The sequence below is a fragment of the Pseudomonas frederiksbergensis genome (assembly GCF_900105495.1).
In the GTDB taxonomy this organism is placed as follows: domain Bacteria; phylum Pseudomonadota; class Gammaproteobacteria; order Pseudomonadales; family Pseudomonadaceae; genus Aquipseudomonas; species Aquipseudomonas frederiksbergensis.
The window spans coordinates 4,535,543-4,556,953 of sequence record NZ_FNTF01000002.1; the positions used below are offsets into that span (position 1 = coordinate 4,535,543).

Below are 21,411 nucleotides of genomic sequence, written 5' to 3' on the forward strand. Positions count from 1 at the left end.
TTCATCGATGCTGGCCGATTGACGAGCAATAGCAGTTGTTGCCCACAGGAACTACTGGTCCGCAGTGGATGCAACTGAAGATCGCCAAGCCTCAGCCCATTGCCTGCAGCCATTTAAGTAAATCCATTTCCAGGCTGCCTGGCTTAGGAGCTGTGGGAGATAACAGGCAGTAGCGGGAGCCGTCTTCAACAAATCCTAATGGCGCGGCCAACACACCGCTCTGGATATCGTCGCGCACCAAGTGCCACGGGCCAATGGCTACTCCGAGGCCTGCGACAGCCGCCTGGATGCTGAAATAAAAGTGCTCAAAAGATTGCATGTCCATCTCAGGAATGGGCAGTCCTTTTGCGCCAGCCCACTCCTGCCAAGCATTAGGCCGGCTAGTTGTCTGAAGCAATGGAGCCGAGGAGCGCAGATCTTTCCTGCTTTTGCCGAACCACTGATCTGCCTTTTCTGGCCTGCATACAGGGCCGACCTTCTCTGTGAATAGAGTCTCGGCATGATATCCGGGGGGGCGAGGAAAATCGTCCCGTCGAATGGCCAAATCTATGCCATGGTCGAATGAAAAGATGCCGCCGCCAGCCACTAAATGGATTTCTAACCCTCGATGATGTGTTTTGAAGTCGCTCCAACGAGGGATCAACCATCGCATTAAAAGCGTTGGCTCACAGGACAGGACAAGCTGACGAGCACGACGGGCATCGGTGCGTATCTCGCCAACTGCCTGGTTCATCAACCCAAGCCCTTCACTAACCGCTTTCGCCAGGTGTCTTCCGGCATCCGTCAAAAAAACCCTTCGGCTACGCCGCTCGAACAGGTCAACGCCCAAATCCTCTTCAAGCAAGCGCACTGCGCGGCTAATGGCACCCGGGGTCAGATGCAGTTCGTCAGCCGCTCGGGCGAAGTTTTCGAGCCGTGCGGCTGATTCGAAGCAACGCAACGCAAGTAGAGAAGGCATGCGAGCCTTAGAAATTAGTGAGTCGTAGTCACTATTTCCTTCAGAAATCATCGTTAGTACCAAGGTAAATCATCTGTAAATATCGCTCTCTATCACCACAATTAGAAGGGTACAGCATGAGCGAATGGATAGCCGTAATCACCATTACAATACTCGCATGCATCAGTCCAGGACCGGATTTCGCCATGGTTTGCCGCAACGGATTGCTATTGTCTCGACGAGCAGGCGTCCTCACAGCGGTGGGAATTGGTATGGGGGTGCTTGTCCACGTGTGCTATACGCTGCTCGGACTAGGGTTAGTGCTTCAACAAACGCCTTGGTTGTTCAATGCGCTGAAGCTGGCTGGAGCGGCGTATCTCGTCTACCTAGGCATCAAAATGCTTCGTTCCAAACCGGCTATTGAACAGCTAGACGCACCGCCACCCGCCATGTCAGATCTGGCAGCTCTGCGTACGGGATTTCTCACGAACGCGTTGAATCCTAAAACATCGATCTTCATCGTTAGTGTGTTCATTGGTGTAGTACGGCCGGACACCGCCTTGACAGTGCAAATTGCATATGGACTGTTCATCGCTGGGGCGCACGCGGTGTGGTTCAGCCTCATCGCGCTGTGCTTCTCAGCCGGGAGGGTGCGCGAGAAATTGATGGCCGCACGACAATGGATTGACCGGATTTTTGGCGGCCTACTCGTGAGCTTCGCAATATTACTGACAATCGCTCAGCGTTCAGCTTGAGTTGAATGGGCCTTTGCGCAGGGATGGCGGGATGTGATTGTTATCGACGGCCGTCACGCGACACTCCAATGGCCCAGGCTGGCATTGCTCATGCGGATTGAGTACGCGCATCCACATCACTTGCAGACTCAGCTCTGATCTTGAACCAGAGGGAGTACATCGCTGGCAGGGTTCTCATCATGGGACTAGCCGCCAAGACCTCGCGCACCTGCGCGGCAATAGCGCGCAACCCTGTCCGCTCCGCGCCCATAACCCGAAAGGCCACCGGGTATGGCGCCCAAGCAACATCACGCAGAGCGCGAGCATCTCGCAGGTTAATTTTAGCCAGTGTGACCGGCAGTACTCCGGGCAACGGGCAATACCTCCCTCCCTTTTATCGCCTTTGAACCAGAAACTCATTTCAAGGACTTGTGCTTCCGATATTATGGTATACCATCATACGCACAGACACTCTTATCCCCAACGGAGCAGCCCATGAGTTTCGAAATTCGCAAGATCGTCAGCTATGTCGAAGAAACCTTTATCGAAGGCGGCAAGGCTACGGACAAGCCTGTGACCATGGTCGGGCTGGCCGTGGTGATGAAAAACCCTTGGTTGGGTCGCGGCTTTGTCGAAGACCTGAAGCCGGAAATTCGCGCCAACTGCTCTGACCTCGGTGCGCTGATGGTCGAGCGCCTGGTGGGCATCATCGGCGGCGCCGAGAAGATCGAGGCTTATGGCAAGGCCGCCGTAGTGGGCGCCGACGGTGAAATCGAGCACGCCTCCGCCGTGATCCATACCCTGCGCTTCGGCAACCATTACCGCGAAGCGGTGAAAGCCAAGAGTTACCTGAGCTTCACCAACAAGCGCGGCGGCCCGGGCACCTCGATTCAGATCCCGATGATGCACAAGGACGACGAAGGCCTGCGTTCGCACTACATCACCCTGGAAATGCAGATCGAAGACGCGCCGCGCGCCGATGAAATCGTCGTGGTTCTGGGTTGCGCCGATGGCGGCCGCCTGCACCCACGTATCGGCAACCGTTACATCGATCTCGAAGAGCTGGCCGCTGAAAACGCCCAGTAATCAAGGTCGGTAAGAACAACAAAAAGGCATGCAGGAGCGCTCCATGATTCGGCTCACCGCTGAACGCACCCCGGCTGGCACCAGTTACCTGGCGACCGGCCAAGGCCAGCCCGTGGTTTTGATCCACGGCGTGGGCCTGAACAAAGAAATGTGGGGCGGCCAGGTCGTTGGCCTGGCCACGAAGTACCGTGTGATTGCCTACGACATGCTGGGTCATGGCGCCAGCCCGCGCCCGGAAAGCGGCACGCCCCTGCTCGGCTATGCCGACCAGTTGCTTGAACTGCTCGACCACCTGCAACTGCCTCAGGCGACGGTGATCGGCTTTTCCATGGGCGGGCTGGTGGCGCGGGCCTTTGCTTTGCATTACCCGCAACGCCTGCAAGGCCTGGTGGTGCTCAACAGCGTGTTCAATCGCAGCCCCGAACAGCGTGCTGGCGTTATCGCCCGCACCGCTCAAGCGGCCGAGCACGGACCGGACGCCAACGCCGAAGCCGCGCTATCGCGCTGGTTCAGCCGTGAATATCAGGCGGCCAACCCGGCGCAGATTGCGGCCTTGCGCCAAACCCTGGCAGACAATGACCCGCAGGGATACCTGACCACCTATGAGCTGTTTGCGACCCAGGACATGTACCGCGCTGACGATCTGGGCTGCATCCAAGTGCCGACGCTGATCGCCACCGGTGAACTGGACCCAGGTTCCACACCGGAAATGGCCGAGCAATTGGCCGCACGCATTCCCGGCGCGACAGTTGCCGTGCTCGCCGAGCAGCGGCATATGATGCCCGTAGAATCACCGCGCCTGGTCAACCAGCTGCTGTTGGAGTTTCTCGACACGGTGCACTCCCGACAAAATCAAATAAAGGGGATCGTTGCATGACACTCGCACGCTTCCAGATGTGCATCGGCGGTGAATGGGTCGATGCCCTCTCCGGCAAGACTTTTGAAAGTTTGAACCCCGCCCTGGCTCAAGCCTGGGCTGAATTACCCGATGCCGACGAAGCCGATGTCGAGCGCGCCGTGCAGGCTGCGCAGACGGCTTTCGACAGCCCGGCCTGGCGCGGTCTGACCGCCACCGCTCGCGGCAAACTGTTGCGCCGCCTCGGTGACCTGATCGCTGAAAACAAGGAGCATCTTGCGCAGCTGGAAAGCCGCGACAACGGCAAGCTGATTCGCGAAACCCGTGGTCAGGTCAGCTACTTGCCGGAGTTCTTCCACTACACCGCAGGCCTGGCGGACAAACTCGAAGGCGGCACCCTGCCCCTCGACAAGCCGGACCTGTTTGCCTACACCGTGCACGAAGCCATGGGCGTGGTTGCCGCGATCATTCCCTGGAACAGTCCGCTGTACCTGACCGCGATCAAGCTCGCCCCGGCCCTGGCGGCGGGCAACACCATCGTGATCAAACCATCGGAGCACGCCTCCGCCACCATTCTCGAACTGGCCCGTCTGGCGCTGGAAGCCGGCATCCCGCCGGGCGTGGTCAACGTCGTTACCGGCTACGGCCCAAACACCGGCGCCGCCCTCACCCGCCATCCGCTGGTGCGCAAAATCGCCTTCACCGGCGGTGCTGCCACTGCCCGGCATGTGGTGCGTAGCAGCGCTGAAAACTTCGCCAAGTTGTCGCTGGAACTGGGCGGCAAATCACCCAACATTATCTTTGCCGATGCCGACCTCGACAGCGCGATCAACGGTGCGATTGCCGGGATCTATGCAGCATCAGGCCAGAGCTGCGTTTCCGGCTCGCGGTTGTTGGTGCAGGACGAAATCTACGATGAGTTCGTCGATCGTCTGGTCGAACGTGCCAAGCGCATCCGCATCGGTAACCCGCAGGAAGACAGCAGCGAAATGGGCCCCATGGCCACCGCACAGCAACTGGCTGTGGTCGAAGGCCTGGTCGCCGATGCCATCGCCGAAGGTGCGCGCCTGCGCCTGGGCGGCAAGCGTCCGCAAAATCTGGGCGATGGCTGGTTCTACGAGCCGACCCTTTTTGAATGCGACCGCAACTCCATGAAGATCATGCAGGAAGAAGTCTTCGGTCCGGTGGCCTCGGTCATCCGGTTCAAAGATGAAGCCGAAGCCCTGGCGATTGCCAACGACTCGCAGTTCGGCCTCGCCGCCGGTATCTGGACCCGCGACCTGGGCCGTGCCCATCGCCTGGCCCGGGACGTGCGCTCGGGGATTATCTGGGTCAATACCTACCGAGCCGTCTCGGCCATGGCGCCGATCGGCGGCTTCAAGAACAGCGGCTATGGACGCGAGAGCGGCATCGATTCGGTGCTGGCCTACACCGAGTTGAAAACGGTGTGGATCAACCTCTCTCAGGCACCCATGCCTGACCCCTTCGTGATGCGCTAGGAGACCGCCGACATGATCGAACCCGGCATTTACAAAGACGTCATGAGCTCGTTCCCATCCGGGGTCACGGTGGTCACCACCCTGGACCCGGACGGTGGCATCGTCGGCATCACCGCCAGCGCCTTCAGCGCCCTGTCGATTGATCCGGCACTGGTGCTGTTCTGCCCCAACTACGCCTCGGACACGTACCCGATCCTGCGTGACAGCAAGCAGTTCGCGATTCACCTGCTATCGGCCGACCAGACTGCCGAAGCGTATGCGTTTGCGGGCAAAGGCAAGGACAAGGCCAAAGGCATCGACTGGCACCTCAGCGAGCTGGGCAACCCGCTGTTGCGCAAAGCCACGGCGATCATCGAGTGCGAACTGTGGCGTGAATACGACGGCGGCGATCACGCGATCATTGTCGGCGCGGTGAAGAACCTGATTCTGCCCGAGCAACCGGTCACGCCGATGATCTATCACAAAGGCAAGCTGGGCCCGCTGCCCACCCTGGCCTGATGTTTATCTTCAGGGCGCAGGTCCATGTGGGAGCGAGCCTGCTCGCGATGACGGCAGCACATTCAACATCAATGTGAGTGACACACCGCTATCGCGAGCAGGCTCACTCCCACATAGAGCGCCTCCACTTTCTTGGGAGCCGGCATGAACCCAGCAACCTCGCAACTGTTCCGCCAGCAAGCCTACATCGACGGCCAATGGCTGGATGCGCCCGATGGCGCCTGTCAGGACATTTTCAACCCGGCCACCGGCGAAAAGATCGGCCAAGTGCCGAACCTTGGCGCCGCAGAAGCTCGTCAAGCCATCGCCGCCGCCAACAAAGCCTGGCCGACCTGGCGTGCTCTGACCGCCAAGGAACGCAGCCAGACTCTGAAACGCTGGCACGCGCTGATGATTGAAAATGCCGATGCGCTGGCAGAAATCCTCACCCTCGAACAAGGCAAGCCACTGGCCGAAGCCAAGGGCGAAATCCTCTACGCGGCGAGTTTCATCGAGTGGTTCGCCGAAGAAGCCAAGCGCATCTACGGCGACACCATTCCCAGCCACAAAGGCGATGCACGCATTGTGGTCAGCAAGGAACCGATCGGCGTGGTTGCGGCCATCACCCCGTGGAATTTTCCGGCGGCGATGATCACCCGCAAGGCCGGCCCGGCGCTGGCGGCCGGTTGCCCGTGCATCGTCAAACCGGCACCGGAAACCCCGTTTTCGGCGCTGGCCATGGCCGCGTTGGCGGAACAGGCCGGGATTCCACCGGGCATTTTCAATGTGATCACCGGCGACGCCGTGGCCATCGGTGGCGAGCTGACCGCCAGCCCGCTGGTGCGCAAACTGTCGTTCACCGGTTCCACCGCCATAGGCAAGTTGCTGATGGCGCAGTGCGCGCCAACCCTGAAAAAAGTCTCACTGGAACTGGGAGGCAACGCGCCCTTCATCGTGTTCGACGATGCTGATCTGGAGCGTGCCGTAGAAGGTGCGCTGATCGCCAAGTTCCGCAATGCCGGGCAAACCTGTGTCTGTGCCAATCGCTTCCTGGTGCAGAGCGGCATTCATGATGCTTTTGCCACGCGACTGGCCGAGCGCGTGGCGCAACTGAACGTCGGCAGTGGCTTCGAGGCAGGTGTCACTCAAGGTCCGCTGATTAACGAACGCGCGGTGGCCAAAGTCGAAGACCACGTTCAGGACGCCCTCTTCCAAGGCGCCCGACTGCTTTGCGGCGGCGAACGCCATGCACTGGGGCACGGATTCTTCCAGCCAACCGTGCTGGCCGGCGTGACCGGTGACATGAAAGTCGCTCAAGAAGAAACCTTCGGCCCGCTGGCTGCCGTGTTCCGCTTCGACACCGAAGCCGAAGCTGTGCAGTTGGCCAACGACACCGAATTCGGCCTCGCGGCTTACTGCTACACCCGCGATCTGGGCCGCGCCTGGCGCATGAGTGAAGCGCTGGAATACGGCATGGTCGGGATCAACGAAGGGCTGATTTCCACCGAAGTCGCGCCCTTTGGCGGGATCAAATCCTCGGGTCTCGGTCGTGAAGGATCCAAGTACGGCATCGAAGATTATCTGGAGCTCAAATACACCTTGATGGGCGGGCTCGACGATTTTGGGAGCACACCGCGATGAGCAATGAAAAGTACGAAAAAGGCCTGAAAATCCGCACCCAGGTGCTGGGCGAAGCCTACGTGAACCGCTCCATCGAAAACGCCGACGACTTCACCCGGCCTCTTCAGGAGATGGTCACCGAGTACTGCTGGGGCCACGTCTGGGGCCGTGAGGGCTTGTCGCTTAAAGAACGCAGCATGATAAACTTGGCAATGATTTCGGCCCTCAACCGGCCTCACGAACTCAAGCTGCATGTACGCGGTGCCTTGCGTAACGGGCTGAGTCGTGAACAAATACGCGAAATTTTGCTTCAAGTCGGTATTTATTGCGGTGTCCCCGCTGCCGTAGACAGTTTCCGGCTCGCCCGTGAAGCCTTCGCCGAAGCCGATGCCGAGGCCTCCAGTTAACCCTTGGCTGTTTTTGATGACCTGAGCACGATGATCCTGGATCGAAGTGCTCTTTTTGCATGGACAGCCACACTCAGAGCGGACCCCATGAAACGCCTGCCACTCGACGACAGCTTCAAGGTCAATCGCAACCCCGTTACCCTGCGCGAAATCGTGCTGGATAAACTGCGAAGCGCCATCATGAATTTCCAGCTTTTGCCGGGAGATCGTCTGGTCGAACGCGATCTGTGCGATCGCCTGGGCGTCAGCCGCACGTCCGTACGCGAAGCCTTGCGTCACCTGGAATCCGAAGGCCTGGTGGAATTCGCCGACGCCAAAGGGCCCAGTGTCGCGATCATTACCCTGGCCGATGCCGTCGATATCTACGAACTGCGTTGTGTGCTCGAAGGCCTGATCGTCCAGTTGTTCACCCTGCGTGCCAAGGCCAAGGACATCAAGGCCCTGGAAAAAGCCCTCGAGGAAAACCGCAAGGCCCTCAAGGAAGGTGAACTGCAACAGGTGATCGATTCGGTTCAGGGTTTCTACGACGTCCTGCTCGAAGGCTCCGGCAATCATGTGGCGGCCACTCAGCTGCGTCAGTTGCAGGCACGGATCAGCTACCTGCGGGCGACTTCGGTGTCCCAGGAAAACCGCCGTGGCGCGAGCAATCAGGAAATGGAACGCATGGTCGAGGCGATCAAGAGCGGCGACCCGCTGGCCGCCCACCAGGCTTGCGTCGACCACGTCCGCGCCGCCGCAACCGTTGCACTCGATTACCTCAAGCGCAAACAGGAAGAGACCGGGAAAATCCCCGAGATCACGCTGCCCATCGCGCTCAAAGAACCTCGCATAGGTCGCTAACCATGTTCAGCCCGAGCTTTTGTCCAAAGTGCGGTGGCGGTGACCTCGGTCACCAGCTGCCACCGGGCGATACGCACGAGCGCCTGATGTGCCGCGGCTGCGGCTATATCCATTACGTCAATCCGAAAATCATCGCCGGCTGCATCATCGAGCAAGACGGCAAGTACCTGCTGTGCCAACGCGCGATCCCGCCGCGTCCCGGTACCTGGACGCTGCCGGCGGGTTTCATGGAAGGCGGCGAGACCACCGAGCAGGCGGCGCTGCGCGAAGTCTGGGAAGAGAGCGGCGTGCGCGCGGAAATTCTCTCGCCCTACTCGATCTTCAGCGTGCCGAAGATCAGCGAGGTGTACATCATCTTCCGCGCCATCGCGCTGGAGATCACCGGCCAATACGGCCCGGAAACCCTGGACTACAAATTCTTCGCGCCCGAGGACATTCCTTGGGACAGCATCTATTACCCGGCGATCCGGCAGATCCTCGAACGCTATATCGAGGAACGCCAGGCCGGGGTTTACGGCATCTACATCGGCAATGACGATACCGGCAAGATCCACTTCATCCGCTGACATCTCCTAGGGCGCCACGCCCTCGACAATGATCACCTCGGCCCGGGCCACGCCCGCGCGGTGCCGTTTCGCCTCTTGATATTGCTCACTGTGATAACAGGCCAGCGCCTGCTCGTAAGAATCGAACTCGATGACCACGCTGCGTTGTGGGGTCGGCCGACCTTCCATCGCTTCGCTGCGCCCGCCGCGTGCCAACAGCTTCCCGCCATATAAAGCGAACGCCGCCGGGGCGCGTTGGGTGTATTGGCTGTATTGATCGGGGTCGGTGACATCCACGTGAGCAATCCAGTACGCCTTCATAGTGACCTCTTGGCTCAGTTTGTATTATGGTATACCAATAAATATACCCACCCAACACTGAGAGTTCCAGCATGGCCTTCAACAGCATCGAAGAAATCATCGAAGATTACCGACTAGGCAAGATGGTGCTTCTAGTCGATGACGAGGACCGGGAAAACGAAGGCGATCTGCTGCTCGCCGCCGACCGTTGCACCGCCGAGGCCATCAGCTTCATGGCCCGCGAAGCCCGGGGCCTGATCTGCCTGACCCTGACCGACGCGCACTGCCAGCGCCTCGGTCTGGAGCAGATGGTGCCGAGCAATGGCAGTGTGTTCAGCACTGCGTTCACCGTGTCCATCGAGGCCGCCGTGGGCGTGACCACCGGTATTTCCGCCGCCGATCGGGCGCGTACGGTGGCCGCCGCCGTCGCTGCCGATGCTGGTCCCACGGACATAGTGCAGCCCGGCCATATCTTCCCGCTTCGCGCCAAGGAAGGCGGCGTGCTGACCCGCGCCGGACACACCGAAGCCGGTTGCGACCTCGCGCGCCTGGCCGGCTTCACTCCCGCATCGGTGATCGTCGAGGTAATGAACGACGACGGCACCATGGCCCGCCGCCCTGACCTGGAAGTCTTCGCGCGCAAGCATGGGATCAAGATCGGCACCATCGCCGACCTGATCCACTATCGCCTGAGCACCGAGCACACCGTGGTGCGCATCGGTGAACGCGAATTGCCCACGGTGCACGGGACGTTCCGGCTGATCACCTTTGAGGATCGCATTGAAGGTGGCGTCCACATGGCGATGGTCATGGGGGACATTCGTCGGGAAGAACCGACCTTGGTGCGGGTGCACGTGATCGACCCGCTGCGGGACCTGGTGGGCGCCGAATACAACGGCCCGTCCAACTGGACATTGTGGGCGGCGCTGCAACGAATCGCTGAAGAAGGCTGCGGCGTGGTGGTCGTACTGGCCAATCATGAGTCATCGCAAGCGTTGCTGGAACGCGTGCCCCAACTCACACAGCCGCCACGGCAATTCAACCGATCGCAATCGCGCATCTATTCTGAAGTAGGGACCGGTGCGCAGATTCTGCAAGATCTGGGCGTGGGCAAGTTGCGTCATCTCGGCCCACCGCTGAAATACGCAGGCTTGACCGGTTACGACCTGGAAGTGGTCGAGAGCATCCCGTTCACCGGATGAATCCGGAGCTTTCGGAGGGCTTTTGTGGCGAGGGAGCTTGCTCCCGTTGTAGCTGCGCAGCAGTCCTATTTTTTGGGGCCGCTTCGCAGCCCAGCGGGAGCAAGGTCCCTCGCCACAGGGCAAGCCCCTCCACCACAAAAAACCGCTTTTGGCTGATAGCCGGTAAGGCAAAGTGCTTGCACAAAGTTTGGAATACCATAATATGATATTCCATAGACCGGACGATCATAATCGACCAGATGGACCTACTGCTCCCGATAGGCGGGCATCAACAGCCCGCTCACAAACACAACAAATGAGGGCGTAAAAATGGTGTTGAACAAAGGTGTAACCGCAATGCTTTTTGCGGGTTTGTTGAGCATGACCAGTCAGGCGCTGATGGCGGCTGAAAGCGTCAACTTCGTCAGCTGGGGCGGCAGCACCCAGGATGCACAGAAGCAGGCCTGGGCCGATCCGTTCAGCAAGGCCAGCGGCATCACCGTGGTCCAGGATGGTCCTACCGACTACGGCAAACTCAAAGCCATGGTCGAAAGCGGCAACGTGCAATGGGACGTGGTCGACGTCGAAGCTGATTTCGCCCTGCGCGCGGCGGCTGAAGGCTTGCTCGAACCCCTCGATTTTTCGGTGATCCAGCGCGACAAAATCGACCCGCGTTTCGTCTCTGACCATGGCGTCGGCTCGTTCTACTTCTCCTTCGTCCTCGGTTACAACGAAGGCAAGCTCGGTGCCGGCAAACCTCAGGATTGGTCCGCGCTGTTCGACACCAAGACCTATCCCGGCAAACGCGCCCTCTACAAATGGCCAAGCCCCGGCGTACTCGAACTGGCTTTGCTGGCCGACGGCGTTGCCGCCGACAAGCTGTATCCGCTGGATCTGGATCGCGCCTTCAAGAAACTCGACACCATCAAGAAAGACATCGTCTGGTGGGGCGGCGGCGCGCAGTCCCAGCAGTTGCTGGCCTCGGGTGAAGCGAGCCTGGGGCAGTTCTGGAACGGCCGCATCTACGCCCTGCAACAGGATGGCGCGCCGGTGGGCGTGAGCTGGAAACAGAACCTGGTCATGGCCGACATTCTGGTCATCCCAAAAGGCTCGAAAAACAAGGCCGCAGCCATGAAGTTTTTGGCCCATGCCAGCAGCGCCAAAGGACAAGCTGACTTCTCCAACCTGACCGCCTATGCGCCGGTCAACGTCGACAGCGTAGCGCGCCTGGATAAGGTGCTCGCCCCCAACCTGCCGACTGCCTACGCAAAGGATCAAATCACTCTTGATTTCGCGTACTGGGCCAAAAACGGTCCGGCCATCGCGACACGGTGGAACGAATGGCTGGTCAAATGAAAATGACGGCAACAGCGTCCCGTCAACCTACTCCGACCGGGAGCGCCGCTGGCGCTACCGGGTCGGTTACCGGCAAGGCGGCTGTGATGAACCAATCCCCTTCCCTGGCACAGCGCTGGCGCGGTTCAAGCAACCTGATCCCCGCCCTGCTGTTTCTCGGCCTGTTCTTTCTGGCGCCGCTGATTGGTCTGCTGCTGCGGGGCGTACTGGAGCCGGTTCCGGGCCTGGGTAACTACGAACAACTGTTCGCCAACTCGGCTTACGCGCGGGTCTTGCTCAACACCTTCTCGGTGGCCGGGTTGGTGACGCTGTTCAGTCTGCTGCTGGGCTTTCCGCTGGCGTGGGCAATCACGCTGGTGCCTCGTGGCTGGGGCCGGTGGGTCCTCAATATTGTGCTGCTGTCGATGTGGACCAGCCTGCTGGCGCGGACCTACTCCTGGCTGGTGCTGTTGCAGGCGTCCGGTGTAATCAACAAAGCGCTGATGGCCATGGGCATCATCGATCAACCACTGGAAATGGTGCACAACCTGACCGGCGTGGTGATCGGCATGAGTTACATCATGATCCCGTTCATCGTGCTGCCGTTGCAGGCAACCATGCAGGCCATCGACCCGATGATTCTGCAGGCCGGTTCGATTTGCGGCGCCAGCCCCTGGACCAACTTCTTCCGGGTGTTCCTGCCGCTGTGCCGGCCGGGGCTGTTCTCCGGTGGCTTGATGGTGTTCGTGATGTCCCTCGGTTACTACGTGACCCCGGCGCTGCTGGGCGGCGCGCAGAACATGATGCTGCCCGAATTCATCATTCAGCAGGTGCAGTCGTTCCTCAATTGGGGACTGGCCAGCGCCGGCGCAGCCTTGCTGATCGTGATCACGCTGGTGTTGTTCTACTTCTACCTGAAGCTCCAGCCGGAATCCCCGGTTGGTGCCAGCAACGCGAGGTAAACCGTCATGCTCCTGACCCCCAATGCCATGAGCCGGCGCATGCGTTTCGGCCTGTATTTCACGACCGGTTTGATCGCGCTGTTCCTGCTGCTGCCGATCGTGTTCATCGTGCTGCTGTCCTTCGGCTCCTCCCAGTGGCTGGTGTTTCCACCGCCGGGCTGGACGCTGAAATGGTACGGCCAGTTCTTCTCCAATCCCGATTGGATGAACGCCGCCATGGCCAGCCTCAAGGTAGCGGTGCTGACCACGATCTGCGCTGTCGCCCTGGGTTTGCCAACTGCTTTTGCCTTGGTGCGCGGGCGCTTTCCGGGACGGGAAATGCTCTACGGTCTGTTCACCCTGCCGATGATCGTGCCGCTGGTGATCATCGCCGTGGCGGTGTACGCGCTGTTTCTCAAACTCGGCTACACCGGGACGATGTTCGCTTTCGTGGTCAGCCACGTCATCGTGGCGCTGCCGTTCACCATCATCTCGATCATCAACTCGCTGAAGCTGTTCGATCAGTCGATCGAGGATGCCGCGGTGATCTGCGGCGCTTCGCGACTGCAAGCGGTGTTCAAGGTGACCTTCCCGGCGATTCGCCCGGGCATGGTCGCCGGTGCGCTGTTCGCGTTCCTGGTGTCGTGGGATGAAGTGGTACTGAGCGTGATGATGGCCAGCCCGACCCTGCAAACCCTTCCCGTGAAAATGTGGACCACCTTGCGCCAGGACCTGACGCCCGTGATCGCCGTCGCCTCGACGCTGCTGATCGGCCTCTCGGTATTGGTCATGGTCATCGCCGCCGCCGTTCGCCGGCGCAATCAAATCAGCGCCTGAGCGCACAGGAGTACGACATGAGTGCCGTCATCAAAGATTCCGCGCAGCAGAACGACAAACCGCTGGTCAGCCTGCGCAACCTGAACAAGTACTACGGCGACTTCGCTGCCGTGGACGACATCTCGCTGGACATCAAGGACGGTGAATTCCTGACCTTCCTCGGCTCCAGCGGCTCTGGCAAAAGCACTACCCTGTCGATGCTCGCCGGCTTCGAAACCCCGAGCAGCGGCGAGATCCAGGTCAATGGCCAATCACTGGTCAACGTACCGCCGCACAAGCGCGACATCGGCATGGTGTTCCAGCGTTATTCGCTGTTCCCACATTTGTCGGTGCGCGAGAACATCGCGTTCCCCCTGGCCATCCGCAAACTGGCCGCCAGCGAGCGTGAGCGCCGGGTCGACGCCATGCTCAAACTGGTACAGCTTGAGCAATTTGCGCATCGCCGCCCTTCACAACTTTCCGGTGGTCAGCAGCAACGGGTGGCGATCGCTCGGGCGCTGGTTTATGAGCCACGCATTCTGTTGATGGACGAACCCCTCGGTGCCTTGGACAAAAAGCTGCGCGAAGACTTGCAAGATGAACTGCGCCAGCTGCATCGGCGTCTGGGCATCACCATCATCTACGTGACCCACGACCAGGAAGAAGCCATGCGTCTGTCTCAGCGCATCGCGATTTTCAGCCACGGCAAGATCGTTGGATTGGGCAGTGGTTTTGACCTTTATCAGAATCCGCCGAATGCTTTCGTTGCTTCGTTTCTGGGCAACTCCAACTTCCTCAAACTCAAGGCTCAGGGTAATGCGGTGGCTTCGTTTGAAGGTCAGCCTCTGTCGATTCGCCTGACCGCAGGGTTGCAGACCGATCAGGATGTTTTGCTGATGGTGCGGCCGGAGAAAGCGTTGGCCTTGAGCGTCGAGCAAGCCGCCCTGGAACCTTTGGCGGCGGGCTGGAATGAAGTGTCGGCCACGGTCGTTGAAGTGCTGTTTCTTGGCGAAAGCCAGACTTGCAGTGTGGTGACCTCGGGCGGCACATCGATGACCGTCAAGGCCCTCTCTGCCGCCGGTATGCCGCTCAAGGCTGGCGACCCGGTGCGAGTGCGCTGGGCGACGGCGGATGCGTGCGTGTACACCGAATGGGCGGAAAGCGATCTGAACAAGGCCGCTGGCGCGCATTAATGCAAAAGCCCACCCCGGTGGGTCCGGATTCGCGTATCACCCTCGGGTCACCACAGCGTCGGGCTGTGGTGACCTTTTTTTTGCCGAGCATTTTGGATCAAAGGAAGCTCACCTAAAATTCCCCGGCGACACTTCGTAAATAACGAATCATTGATAAGGAATAATCGATTTTTCTAAACCCTCATCCTCTCGCTAGCATGGCCCTGTCGGCTCCAGAATACGTCCAGCCAAGGAGAGCGACATGCAGCCCATAAGCATCGGCGAACCCTGGATGTGGGTCGCCTTCATCGTCTTCGTCGTCGCCATGCTGGCTTTGGATCTGTTTGTCTTCGGCGGGCGCAAGGCGCATCGGGTATCGTCGCGCGAGGCGACATGCTGGGTAATTGCCTGGTGCGCGCTGGCGCTGGTCTTTGCAGGATTGCTGCGCTGGTACTTGAATGATGAGCTCGGTCCCGAAATCGCCCAGCGCAAAATGCTGGAGTTCCTCACCGGTTACCTGATCGAACAGTCGCTGTCGATCGACAACATGTTCGTCTTCGTGATGATTTCCGGCTACTTCGCCGCGCCGCCGGAGTTGCAGCGCCGGATGTTGCTGTACGGTGTGCTCGGGGCAATCGTGATGCGGGGGGCGATGATTTTCGCCGGCGTGTGGCTGGTGTCGCAGTTCGCGTGGTTGCTGTATGTGTTCGGTGTGTTATTGATCATCACCGGGATCAAGATGCTGGCATTCGCGCATCAGCGGCCTGATCTCGAAAAAAACCCTATATTGCGCTGGATACGCGGCCATCTGCGTGTCACTGGTGAGTTTCATGGCGAACGTTTTTTTGTGGTGCAAGACGGTCGACTCTGGGCGACGCCATTGTTTCTGGTACTTGTGCTGATCGAAGCCAGCGACCTGATGTTCGCGATCGACAGCATCCCGGCGATCTTCGCTATCACCACCGATCCGTTCATTGTGTTCACATCGAACATCTTCGCAATCATGGGCTTGCGGGCGCTGTACTTCCTGCTGGCCGACATGGCTGACCGCTTTCACTTGCTCAAATATGGTTTGGCGATCGTACTGGTGTTCATCGGCACCAAGATGACGCTGATGCCGTGGTTTCACCTGCCAGTTGAATGGTCGCTGGCGATTGTCGGCGGGATCATTCTGACTTCGGTGCTGTTGAGCCTTATCTTGCCCCCCAAGGAAGATCGAATGCGATCCCTGTAGGGTCAGTCCGTGTATCCCCACCGCGCAGCTCTGCTCTGCCGGGTTTGCCCGCGTGTAGCCAGGCAGTAATACAACGGACACGTCACCACCAGCCCCACCAGCCACGAAAGATCCGCACCCTCGACCAGGTTGGCGTAGGGCCCGACATACAACGAAGTATTGGCAAACGGCAACTGCACAAGGATGCCGATGAAGTACGCAACGATTGCATGCGGATTGAAACGCCCATAAATCCCGCCATCCGCCCGAAAGATCGATGCGATGTCGTAGCTGCCGCGCTTGATCACATAAAAGTCGATCAGGTTGATCGAAGCCCATGGCACCAGTACCAGCAACAGCGCCAGGATCAAGCCGATGAACTGCGTGATGAAATCCGCCGAAGCCCCCAACGCCACCAGGCAGCAGCCCACCAACACCACGCTGGACAACACCACCCGCAGCTTGATGCTCGGCGTCCATTGGCTGGCGAAGGTTTGGATCGAGGTAATAATCGACAGCACCGCGCCATACAGATTCAAGGCGTTGTGGCTGATGATATTGAGCAAAAACAGCACCATCAGAATCGGCCCCAGCCAACCGGTGGACTGTTTCACTGCATCCATCGCTTCAGTGCCTTCCGGCGTCGCCAGTACCGCCACCGCACCGAAGGTGAACGACAGAATGGTGCCCAGGGTCGCGCCCAGATAAGTGGCCCAGAACGGCTTGGCAATGCCGATATCCGCCGGCAGGTAACGGGAGTAATCCGAGACATATGGCGAGAAACTGATCTGCCAGATGACCCCCAGCGACACCGTGGCCAGCCAGCCCGACAGGTTAAAACCGCCGCGACTGTAAAAGTCCGCCGGCAATTCATGGGCGAAGATGTAAAAAAAACCGGCGAGCAAGGCGCTGCCCATGACCCAGGTGCCGATGCGATTGAGGGTATGAATGAAGCGGTAACCGATCACTCCGATCGCGGTAGCACTGAGGGCGCCGATGATGATGCTCGCCGGCACCGGAACCGAAGGCACGATGCCGACAATCGATTTGCCGGCCAGCACGATGTTGGAGATGAAAAAACCGATGTAGATCAGCGCAGCGAAGAACACGATCAGCAGCGCACCATAACGGCCGAACTGACCACGGCTCTGCACCATTTGCGGAATTCCCATGCGCGGCCCCTGGGCCGATGCGAGGGCAATCACCAAACCGCCGACCATATGCCCGAGGACAATCGCCAGCAGCCCCCAGAACAGGTCAAGGTGAAATACCTGAACCACCATCGCGCCGGTGACGATCGGCAACGGCGCAATATTGGTGCTGAACCATAGAGTGAACAGATCGCGGGCCTTCCCATGGCGTTCCGCGAGAGGGACGTAATCGACCGTGTGATTCTCGATCAACGGGTCTTGCCGGGACATCTGGGACATGTGCATGAACTCGAGTTTGTCTGATCTTATATTTGTATGAAGCCAAACCGGGGGCGCTCTTTGGTAACCCCTCAGAAGCGCACCATATTATGGTATTCCAACATTTTCACAAGACTGATCCGTTGCTTGAAAGGCAAACTGATCCGCTTTTCCAAGGGCTTCCGGCTCTCAACCTTGCGTTAAAAGCCCCGTAAACATTAAGCCTTATCGCCGCAGGACGCGTTTATCGGCAAAGATAAAAAGCCCTTGCAAACTATGTATTACGGTATACCATCAGACCTATAAATTCATAAAAACCATGCCGCAGCGCCCGAGGACCCTCCAATGATCGATGCCGCCATCTACAAACAAGTCATGGGCTCGTTCCCGTCCGGGGTGACGGTGATCACCACGCTGGATGATGAGGGTCAAATTGTCGGCCTCACCGCCAGCGCGTTCAGCTCGCTGTCCATGGACCCGGCCCTGGTGCTGTTCTGCCCCAACTACAGCTCCGATTCCTATCCGGTACTGATCAAGAACAAACGCTTTGCCATTCACGTGCTTTCTGGCGGCCAGCAAAGCGAAGCCTATGCCTTCGCCCGTAAAGGCAAAGACAAAGCTCAAGGAATCGAATGGACGTTGAGCGAGCTGGGCAATCCGATTCTGGCCAATGCCACGGCCGTCATCGAATGTGAGCTATGGCGTGAATATGAAGGTGGCGACCACGCGATCATGGTTGGCGCCGTGAAGAACCTGATAGTGCCGCAGCACACCGCCGGTCCGCTGGTGTACTGCCACGGCAAAATGGGCGCCCTGCCCGTCCTCGCCTGAACCGACAGTCAATAACAAAGATCCGAGGTAAGCGTCATGAAGTTTTCCCTGTTCGTGCACATGGAACGTTGGGACGAAAGTGTCAGCCACCGCCAGTTGTTCGAAGACCTGACCGAACTGACCCTGATGGCCGAAGCCGGTGGTTTCAGCACCGTCTGGATCGGCGAACACCACGCCATGGAATACACCATCTCGCCAAGCCCGATGCCATTGCTGGCCTATCTGGCCGCCAAGACCACCACCATTCACCTTGGCGCCGGCACCATCATCGCGCCGTTCTGGCATCCGTTGCGGGTAGCTGGCGAGTGCGCGTTGCTGGACGTGATCAGTAACGGTCGCATGGAAGTCGGCCTGGCCCGTGGCGCCTACCAAGTGGAATTCGACCGTATGGCCGGCGGCATGCCCGCTTCCTCAGGCGGTCAAGCCCTGCGGGAAATGGTTCCGGTAGTGCGCGCCCTGTGGCAAGGCGACTATGCCCACGACGGTGATATCTGGAAGTTCCCTACCTCCACCAGCGTGCCCAAACCGATCCAGAAGCCCAACCCGCCGATGTGGATCGCCGCCCGCGACCCGGACTCGCACAACTTCGCCGTGGCCAACGGCTGCAACGTGATGGTCACGCCACTGATGAAGGGCGACGAAGAAGTCCTCGACCTGAAGAACAAGTTCCAGGCCGCCCTCGACAACAACCCGGACGTACCGCGTCCGCAATTGATGGTGCTGCGTCACACCCACGTGCATGCGGCCGATGACCCGGAAGGCTGGAAAGTCGGTGCCAAGGCGATCTCGAAGTTCTACCGCACCTTCGATGCCTGGTTCGGCAACAAGGAAGTGCCGGTCAACGGCTTCCTGGCGCCGAGCCCGGAAGAGAAATTCGCTGCTCGCCCGGAGTTCGAACTCGAAAGCCTGCACAAGACCGCCATGATCGGCACGGCAGAGGAAATCATCCCGCGCATCAAGTACTACCAGGAACTGGGCGTCGATGAGTTCAGCTTCTGGTGCGATAACAGCTTGCCTCACTCCGAGAAGAAAAAATCCCTGGAGCTGTTCATCAAGCAGGTGGTACCGGCGTTTCGCTAAGTTCGCCCGTCAGGCTTTGCGATAAAACCCAGTAAGCAAAACGCCGGCTCATGCCGGCGTTTTGTTGTCCGCACCAGATCTTAATGGTTGTAGACACGCTAATAGTGTTCGGCCGGTGGTATCCGCTGGAACACGTTTTCTATTTTGTGATGGGCTGGAAACGAAGGCAGCAATCGGCCTGCGTTGAAATGGCATCAGTAATTGAAGTCATGTCCTAACTCATTCTGCATCCACTCCAGAAATCTTCTCACCCGAGGGAAATTTGCATGGGCTCTGGGGAAAACCAAGTGGTGTGCAGTGATTGGGGCGCTCAACTCTTGCGCTACCTCGACTAACGTTCCACACGCTAGATAGTCCTGCGCCAGCAGCGTGCTTTCCAAGGCAAATCCAAGACCGTGGCTGGCTGCCTCCAGCGTCATGTAGGAGCGGTCAAAGCTAAGCGTGTAGGGTTTTTCCGGACGAGACAGCCCATGTTGGGCAAACAGCTGCGGCCACTTTATCAGCGTGGCCTCCGACAGGATCAGATTGCAGTCCAGTAAATCCGCGACCGCCAGGATGGGGCGTTTTTCCAAGAGTTTCGGGGACGCCAGCACGGCAATCTTTTCATTGCGGATCGTCCGTACTTCGTAGCTGGGCCAGTTGGGCATGCCGTGGCGAATGTCCACATCGATCTTGTCGCGACTGAAGTGCAGCGACTCGTAGGAGCACGAGAGGTTGAGCTGGATATCGGGATGGCTCTGGCGAAATTGCTCCAGGCGCGGCATCAGCCACAACAGGCCGAAACTGGGTGACGAGTGCAGTCGCAGGCAATCGAGGCTGACATCGCTGGTGGCCCGTTCGGTGGCCACCGCCAGACTGTGCAGAATGCCGGAAACCTCAGTGAGATATTGCTCGCCGACCGGGGTCAATGTCACTCCCCTGGCCGTTCTGATAAACAACTGCCGCCCGATCATTGCCTCGAGTTTGGCCAACTGATGACTGACTGCCGAGGGCGTCAGGTCGAGCAGTTCGGCGGCGCGGGCAACGTTGCCAAAGCGTGCCGTCTGTTCAAAGGCCTGAATGGCTTTCAGTGGTGGAAGGATCGGAGGTGCATCGCCAGGTGAACTCATGATTATTGCTATTCCGCTGCAGGTGGCTTGTGCCGGGCGTTCAGCTATTCAAACATTGGAAGAGTTGGTTGGCGAGTGCTGAATTTTTTTCAGCATCGAGTGACATTCGCGTTATTGCTCAGGGTCAGCGTGGAGAACAAGCTGAGTCATCGGTTCTTCGAGGATCGACCCAATAAAAACAATCAGAGGTACTCTTCCATGCTTCTTCAAGGCAAAGTCGCGATCATCACCGGTGCAGCTTCCGCACGTGGTATCGGCCGCGCTACAGCGACCACCTTCGCGCAACAAGGCGCACGTGTGGTGATCCTCGATCTGGACGAATCCGCCGCACGGGATGCCGCCGCCTCCCTGGGTGAAGGTCATCTCGGCCTCGCCGCCAACGTCGCAGACGAATCCCAAGTGCAGCAGGCTGTCGCGAAAATCATCGAGCACTTCGGTCGCATCGACATCCTCGTCAATAACGCCGGCATCACCCAACCCCTCAAGACTCTGGACATTCGCCCTTCGGATTACGACAAGGTGTTGGACGTCAGCCTGCGCGGAACCTTGCTCATGTCCCAGGCGGTGATTCCGCTCATGCGCCAGCAGTCCGGCGGCAGCATCGTGTGCATGTCGTCGGTTTCCGCTCAACGCGGCGGCGGCATTTTCGGTGGCCCTCATTACAGCGCCGCCAAGGCCGGTGTGCTGGGCCTGGCCAAGGCCATGGCTCGGGAACTGGGGCCGGACAAGGTGCGCGTCAACTCCATCGCCCCCGGCCTGATTCACACCGACATCACCGGCGGCCTGATGCAGGATGAACGCCGCCACGCGATCATCGACGGCATCCCGCTGGGTCGTCTCGGCGAAGCACAGGATGTGGCCAATGCGGCGCTATTCCTGGCCAGCGACCTATCCTCATACCTGACCGGCATCACTCTGGATGTGAACGGCGGCATGCTGATTCACTGAGTACACCTGGGCGGGCCTGCAAGGCCCGTGCGGTTCTGGATCGATGACACAGCCAGCCTTGATTGCCTGGCGGTC

22 protein-coding genes and 1 pseudogene are annotated in these 21,411 nt (G+C 59.2%); 18 read left to right on the forward strand and 5 right to left on the reverse strand.

All coding sequences use genetic code 11. The features are described 5' to 3' along the window. Window positions 1–91: 91 nt before the first annotated feature. Window positions 92–1,009: a LysR family transcriptional regulator gene (locus BLW70_RS21205; protein WP_074877277.1), complete on the reverse strand. Its 918-nt coding sequence runs from the start codon at window positions 1,007–1,009 to the stop codon at window positions 92–94. 65 nt (window positions 1,010–1,074) lie between these two features. Between BLW70_RS21205 and BLW70_RS21210 the strand changes: the two genes are divergently transcribed. After that, window positions 1,075–1,692: a LysE family translocator gene (locus BLW70_RS21210; protein WP_074877279.1), complete on the forward strand. Its 618-nt coding sequence runs from the start codon at window positions 1,075–1,077 to the stop codon at window positions 1,690–1,692. Between the two features lie 88 nt (window positions 1,693–1,780). Here BLW70_RS21210 and BLW70_RS31545 read toward each other — a convergent pair. Continuing rightward, a pseudogene (locus BLW70_RS31545) lies at window positions 1,781–1,972 on the reverse strand (hypothetical protein); the annotation flags it as partial. Between the two features lie 194 nt (window positions 1,973–2,166). On the opposite strand from BLW70_RS31545, the gene BLW70_RS21215 reads away from it, so the two are divergent. From BLW70_RS21215 to BLW70_RS21250, 8 genes are all read left to right on the forward strand, one after another. Beyond that, the gene (locus BLW70_RS21215; protein ID WP_003182108.1) at window positions 2,167–2,757 is read left to right on the forward strand and encodes an amino acid synthesis family protein; all 591 of its coding nucleotides are present in this window, start codon (window positions 2,167–2,169) and stop codon (window positions 2,755–2,757) included. Between the two features lie 43 nt (window positions 2,758–2,800). After that, window positions 2,801–3,634: an alpha/beta fold hydrolase gene (locus tag BLW70_RS21220; RefSeq protein WP_074877281.1), complete on the forward strand. Its 834-nt coding sequence runs from the start codon at window positions 2,801–2,803 to the stop codon at window positions 3,632–3,634. Then, entirely contained in the window at window positions 3,631–5,112 is a 1,482-nt protein-coding gene (locus tag BLW70_RS21225; protein ID WP_074877283.1) for an aldehyde dehydrogenase, read from the forward strand. The genes BLW70_RS21220 and BLW70_RS21225 overlap by 4 nt, the downstream gene beginning before the upstream one ends. Before the next feature lie 12 nt (window positions 5,113–5,124). Beyond that, window positions 5,125–5,610 (forward strand): flavin reductase family protein, encoded by a 486-nt coding sequence (locus BLW70_RS21230; protein ID WP_074877285.1) that lies wholly within the window; start codon window positions 5,125–5,127, stop codon window positions 5,608–5,610. Between the two features lie 144 nt (window positions 5,611–5,754). Further along, window positions 5,755–7,230 (forward strand): NAD-dependent succinate-semialdehyde dehydrogenase, encoded by a 1,476-nt coding sequence (locus tag BLW70_RS21235; protein WP_074877288.1) that lies wholly within the window; start codon window positions 5,755–5,757, stop codon window positions 7,228–7,230. After that, window positions 7,227–7,616, forward strand: coding sequence for a carboxymuconolactone decarboxylase family protein (locus BLW70_RS21240; protein WP_008059553.1), 390 nt, complete (start codon window positions 7,227–7,229; stop codon window positions 7,614–7,616). The genes BLW70_RS21235 and BLW70_RS21240 overlap by 4 nt, the downstream gene beginning before the upstream one ends. 87 nt (window positions 7,617–7,703) lie before the next feature. After that, the gene (locus BLW70_RS21245) at window positions 7,704–8,456 is read left to right on the forward strand and encodes a GntR family transcriptional regulator (protein WP_074877291.1); all 753 of its coding nucleotides are present in this window, start codon (window positions 7,704–7,706) and stop codon (window positions 8,454–8,456) included. A gap of 2 nt (window positions 8,457–8,458) precedes the next feature. Continuing rightward, complete coding sequence (locus BLW70_RS21250; protein WP_074877293.1) at window positions 8,459–9,022, forward strand: NUDIX hydrolase; 564 nt, start codon at window positions 8,459–8,461, stop codon at window positions 9,020–9,022. A gap of 6 nt (window positions 9,023–9,028) precedes the next feature. On the opposite strand, the gene BLW70_RS21255 is transcribed toward BLW70_RS21250, so the two are convergent. After that, entirely contained in the window at window positions 9,029–9,322 is a 294-nt protein-coding gene (locus tag BLW70_RS21255) for a DUF1330 domain-containing protein (RefSeq protein ID WP_074877294.1), read from the reverse strand. A 71-nt stretch (window positions 9,323–9,393) separates the two neighbouring features. Here BLW70_RS21255 and ribBA point away from each other — a divergent pair, with 71 nt between their 5' ends. The 6 genes from ribBA to BLW70_RS21290 all read left to right on the forward strand — a co-directional run bounded on the left by ribBA (window position 9,394) and on the right by BLW70_RS21290 (window position 15,980). Next, the gene (gene ribBA, locus BLW70_RS21260) at window positions 9,394–10,503 is read left to right on the forward strand and encodes a bifunctional 3,4-dihydroxy-2-butanone-4-phosphate synthase/GTP cyclohydrolase II (protein WP_074877296.1); all 1,110 of its coding nucleotides are present in this window, start codon (window positions 9,394–9,396) and stop codon (window positions 10,501–10,503) included. A gap of 309 nt (window positions 10,504–10,812) precedes the next feature. Continuing rightward, on the forward strand, window positions 10,813–11,838 hold the full coding sequence (locus tag BLW70_RS21270; protein WP_074877300.1) for an ABC transporter substrate-binding protein: 1,026 nt from the start codon (window positions 10,813–10,815) through the stop codon (window positions 11,836–11,838). Beyond that, window positions 11,835–12,779, forward strand: a complete 945-nt coding sequence (locus BLW70_RS21275) for an ABC transporter permease (protein WP_074877302.1) — start codon at window positions 11,835–11,837, stop codon at window positions 12,777–12,779. Before BLW70_RS21270 ends, BLW70_RS21275 begins: the two co-directional genes overlap by 4 nt. A gap of 6 nt (window positions 12,780–12,785) precedes the next feature. After that, window positions 12,786–13,595, forward strand: coding sequence for an ABC transporter permease (locus tag BLW70_RS21280; RefSeq protein ID WP_074877303.1), 810 nt, complete (start codon window positions 12,786–12,788; stop codon window positions 13,593–13,595). A gap of 17 nt (window positions 13,596–13,612) precedes the next feature. Next, window positions 13,613–14,767, forward strand: a complete 1,155-nt coding sequence (locus BLW70_RS21285) for an ABC transporter ATP-binding protein (protein WP_074877305.1) — start codon at window positions 13,613–13,615, stop codon at window positions 14,765–14,767. 241 nt (window positions 14,768–15,008) lie between these two features. Continuing rightward, window positions 15,009–15,980, forward strand: a complete 972-nt coding sequence (locus BLW70_RS21290) for a TerC family protein (protein WP_074877307.1) — start codon at window positions 15,009–15,011, stop codon at window positions 15,978–15,980. A 2-nt stretch (window positions 15,981–15,982) separates the two neighbouring features. Here BLW70_RS21290 and BLW70_RS21295 read toward each other — a convergent pair whose 3' ends face one another. Continuing rightward, window positions 15,983–17,389, reverse strand: a complete 1,407-nt coding sequence (locus BLW70_RS21295; RefSeq protein ID WP_074877310.1) for a purine-cytosine permease family protein — start codon at window positions 17,387–17,389, stop codon at window positions 15,983–15,985. Window positions 17,390–17,713: 324 nt separating this feature from the next. Between BLW70_RS21295 and BLW70_RS21300 the strand changes: the two genes are divergently transcribed. Together BLW70_RS21300 and BLW70_RS21305 are read left to right on the forward strand one after the other, a co-directional pair. Next, entirely contained in the window at window positions 17,714–18,199 is a 486-nt protein-coding gene (locus BLW70_RS21300; protein WP_074877311.1) for a flavin reductase family protein, read from the forward strand. 36 nt (window positions 18,200–18,235) lie between these two features. Further along, window positions 18,236–19,279: an LLM class flavin-dependent oxidoreductase gene (locus tag BLW70_RS21305; RefSeq protein WP_074877313.1), complete on the forward strand. Its 1,044-nt coding sequence runs from the start codon at window positions 18,236–18,238 to the stop codon at window positions 19,277–19,279. Window positions 19,280–19,473: 194 nt separating this feature from the next. On the opposite strand, the gene BLW70_RS21310 is transcribed toward BLW70_RS21305, so the two are convergent. Further along, the gene (locus tag BLW70_RS21310) at window positions 19,474–20,388 is read right to left on the reverse strand and encodes a LysR substrate-binding domain-containing protein (RefSeq protein WP_074877315.1); all 915 of its coding nucleotides are present in this window, start codon (window positions 20,386–20,388) and stop codon (window positions 19,474–19,476) included. 198 nt (window positions 20,389–20,586) lie between these two features. Here BLW70_RS21310 and BLW70_RS21315 point away from each other — a divergent pair, with 198 nt between their 5' ends. Continuing rightward, window positions 20,587–21,336 carry an SDR family NAD(P)-dependent oxidoreductase gene (locus BLW70_RS21315; protein ID WP_074877317.1) on the forward strand — a complete coding sequence of 250 codons (750 nt, stop codon included), beginning with the start codon at window positions 20,587–20,589 and terminating at the stop codon, window positions 21,334–21,336. The last annotated feature ends 75 nt before the right edge of the window (window positions 21,337–21,411 follow it).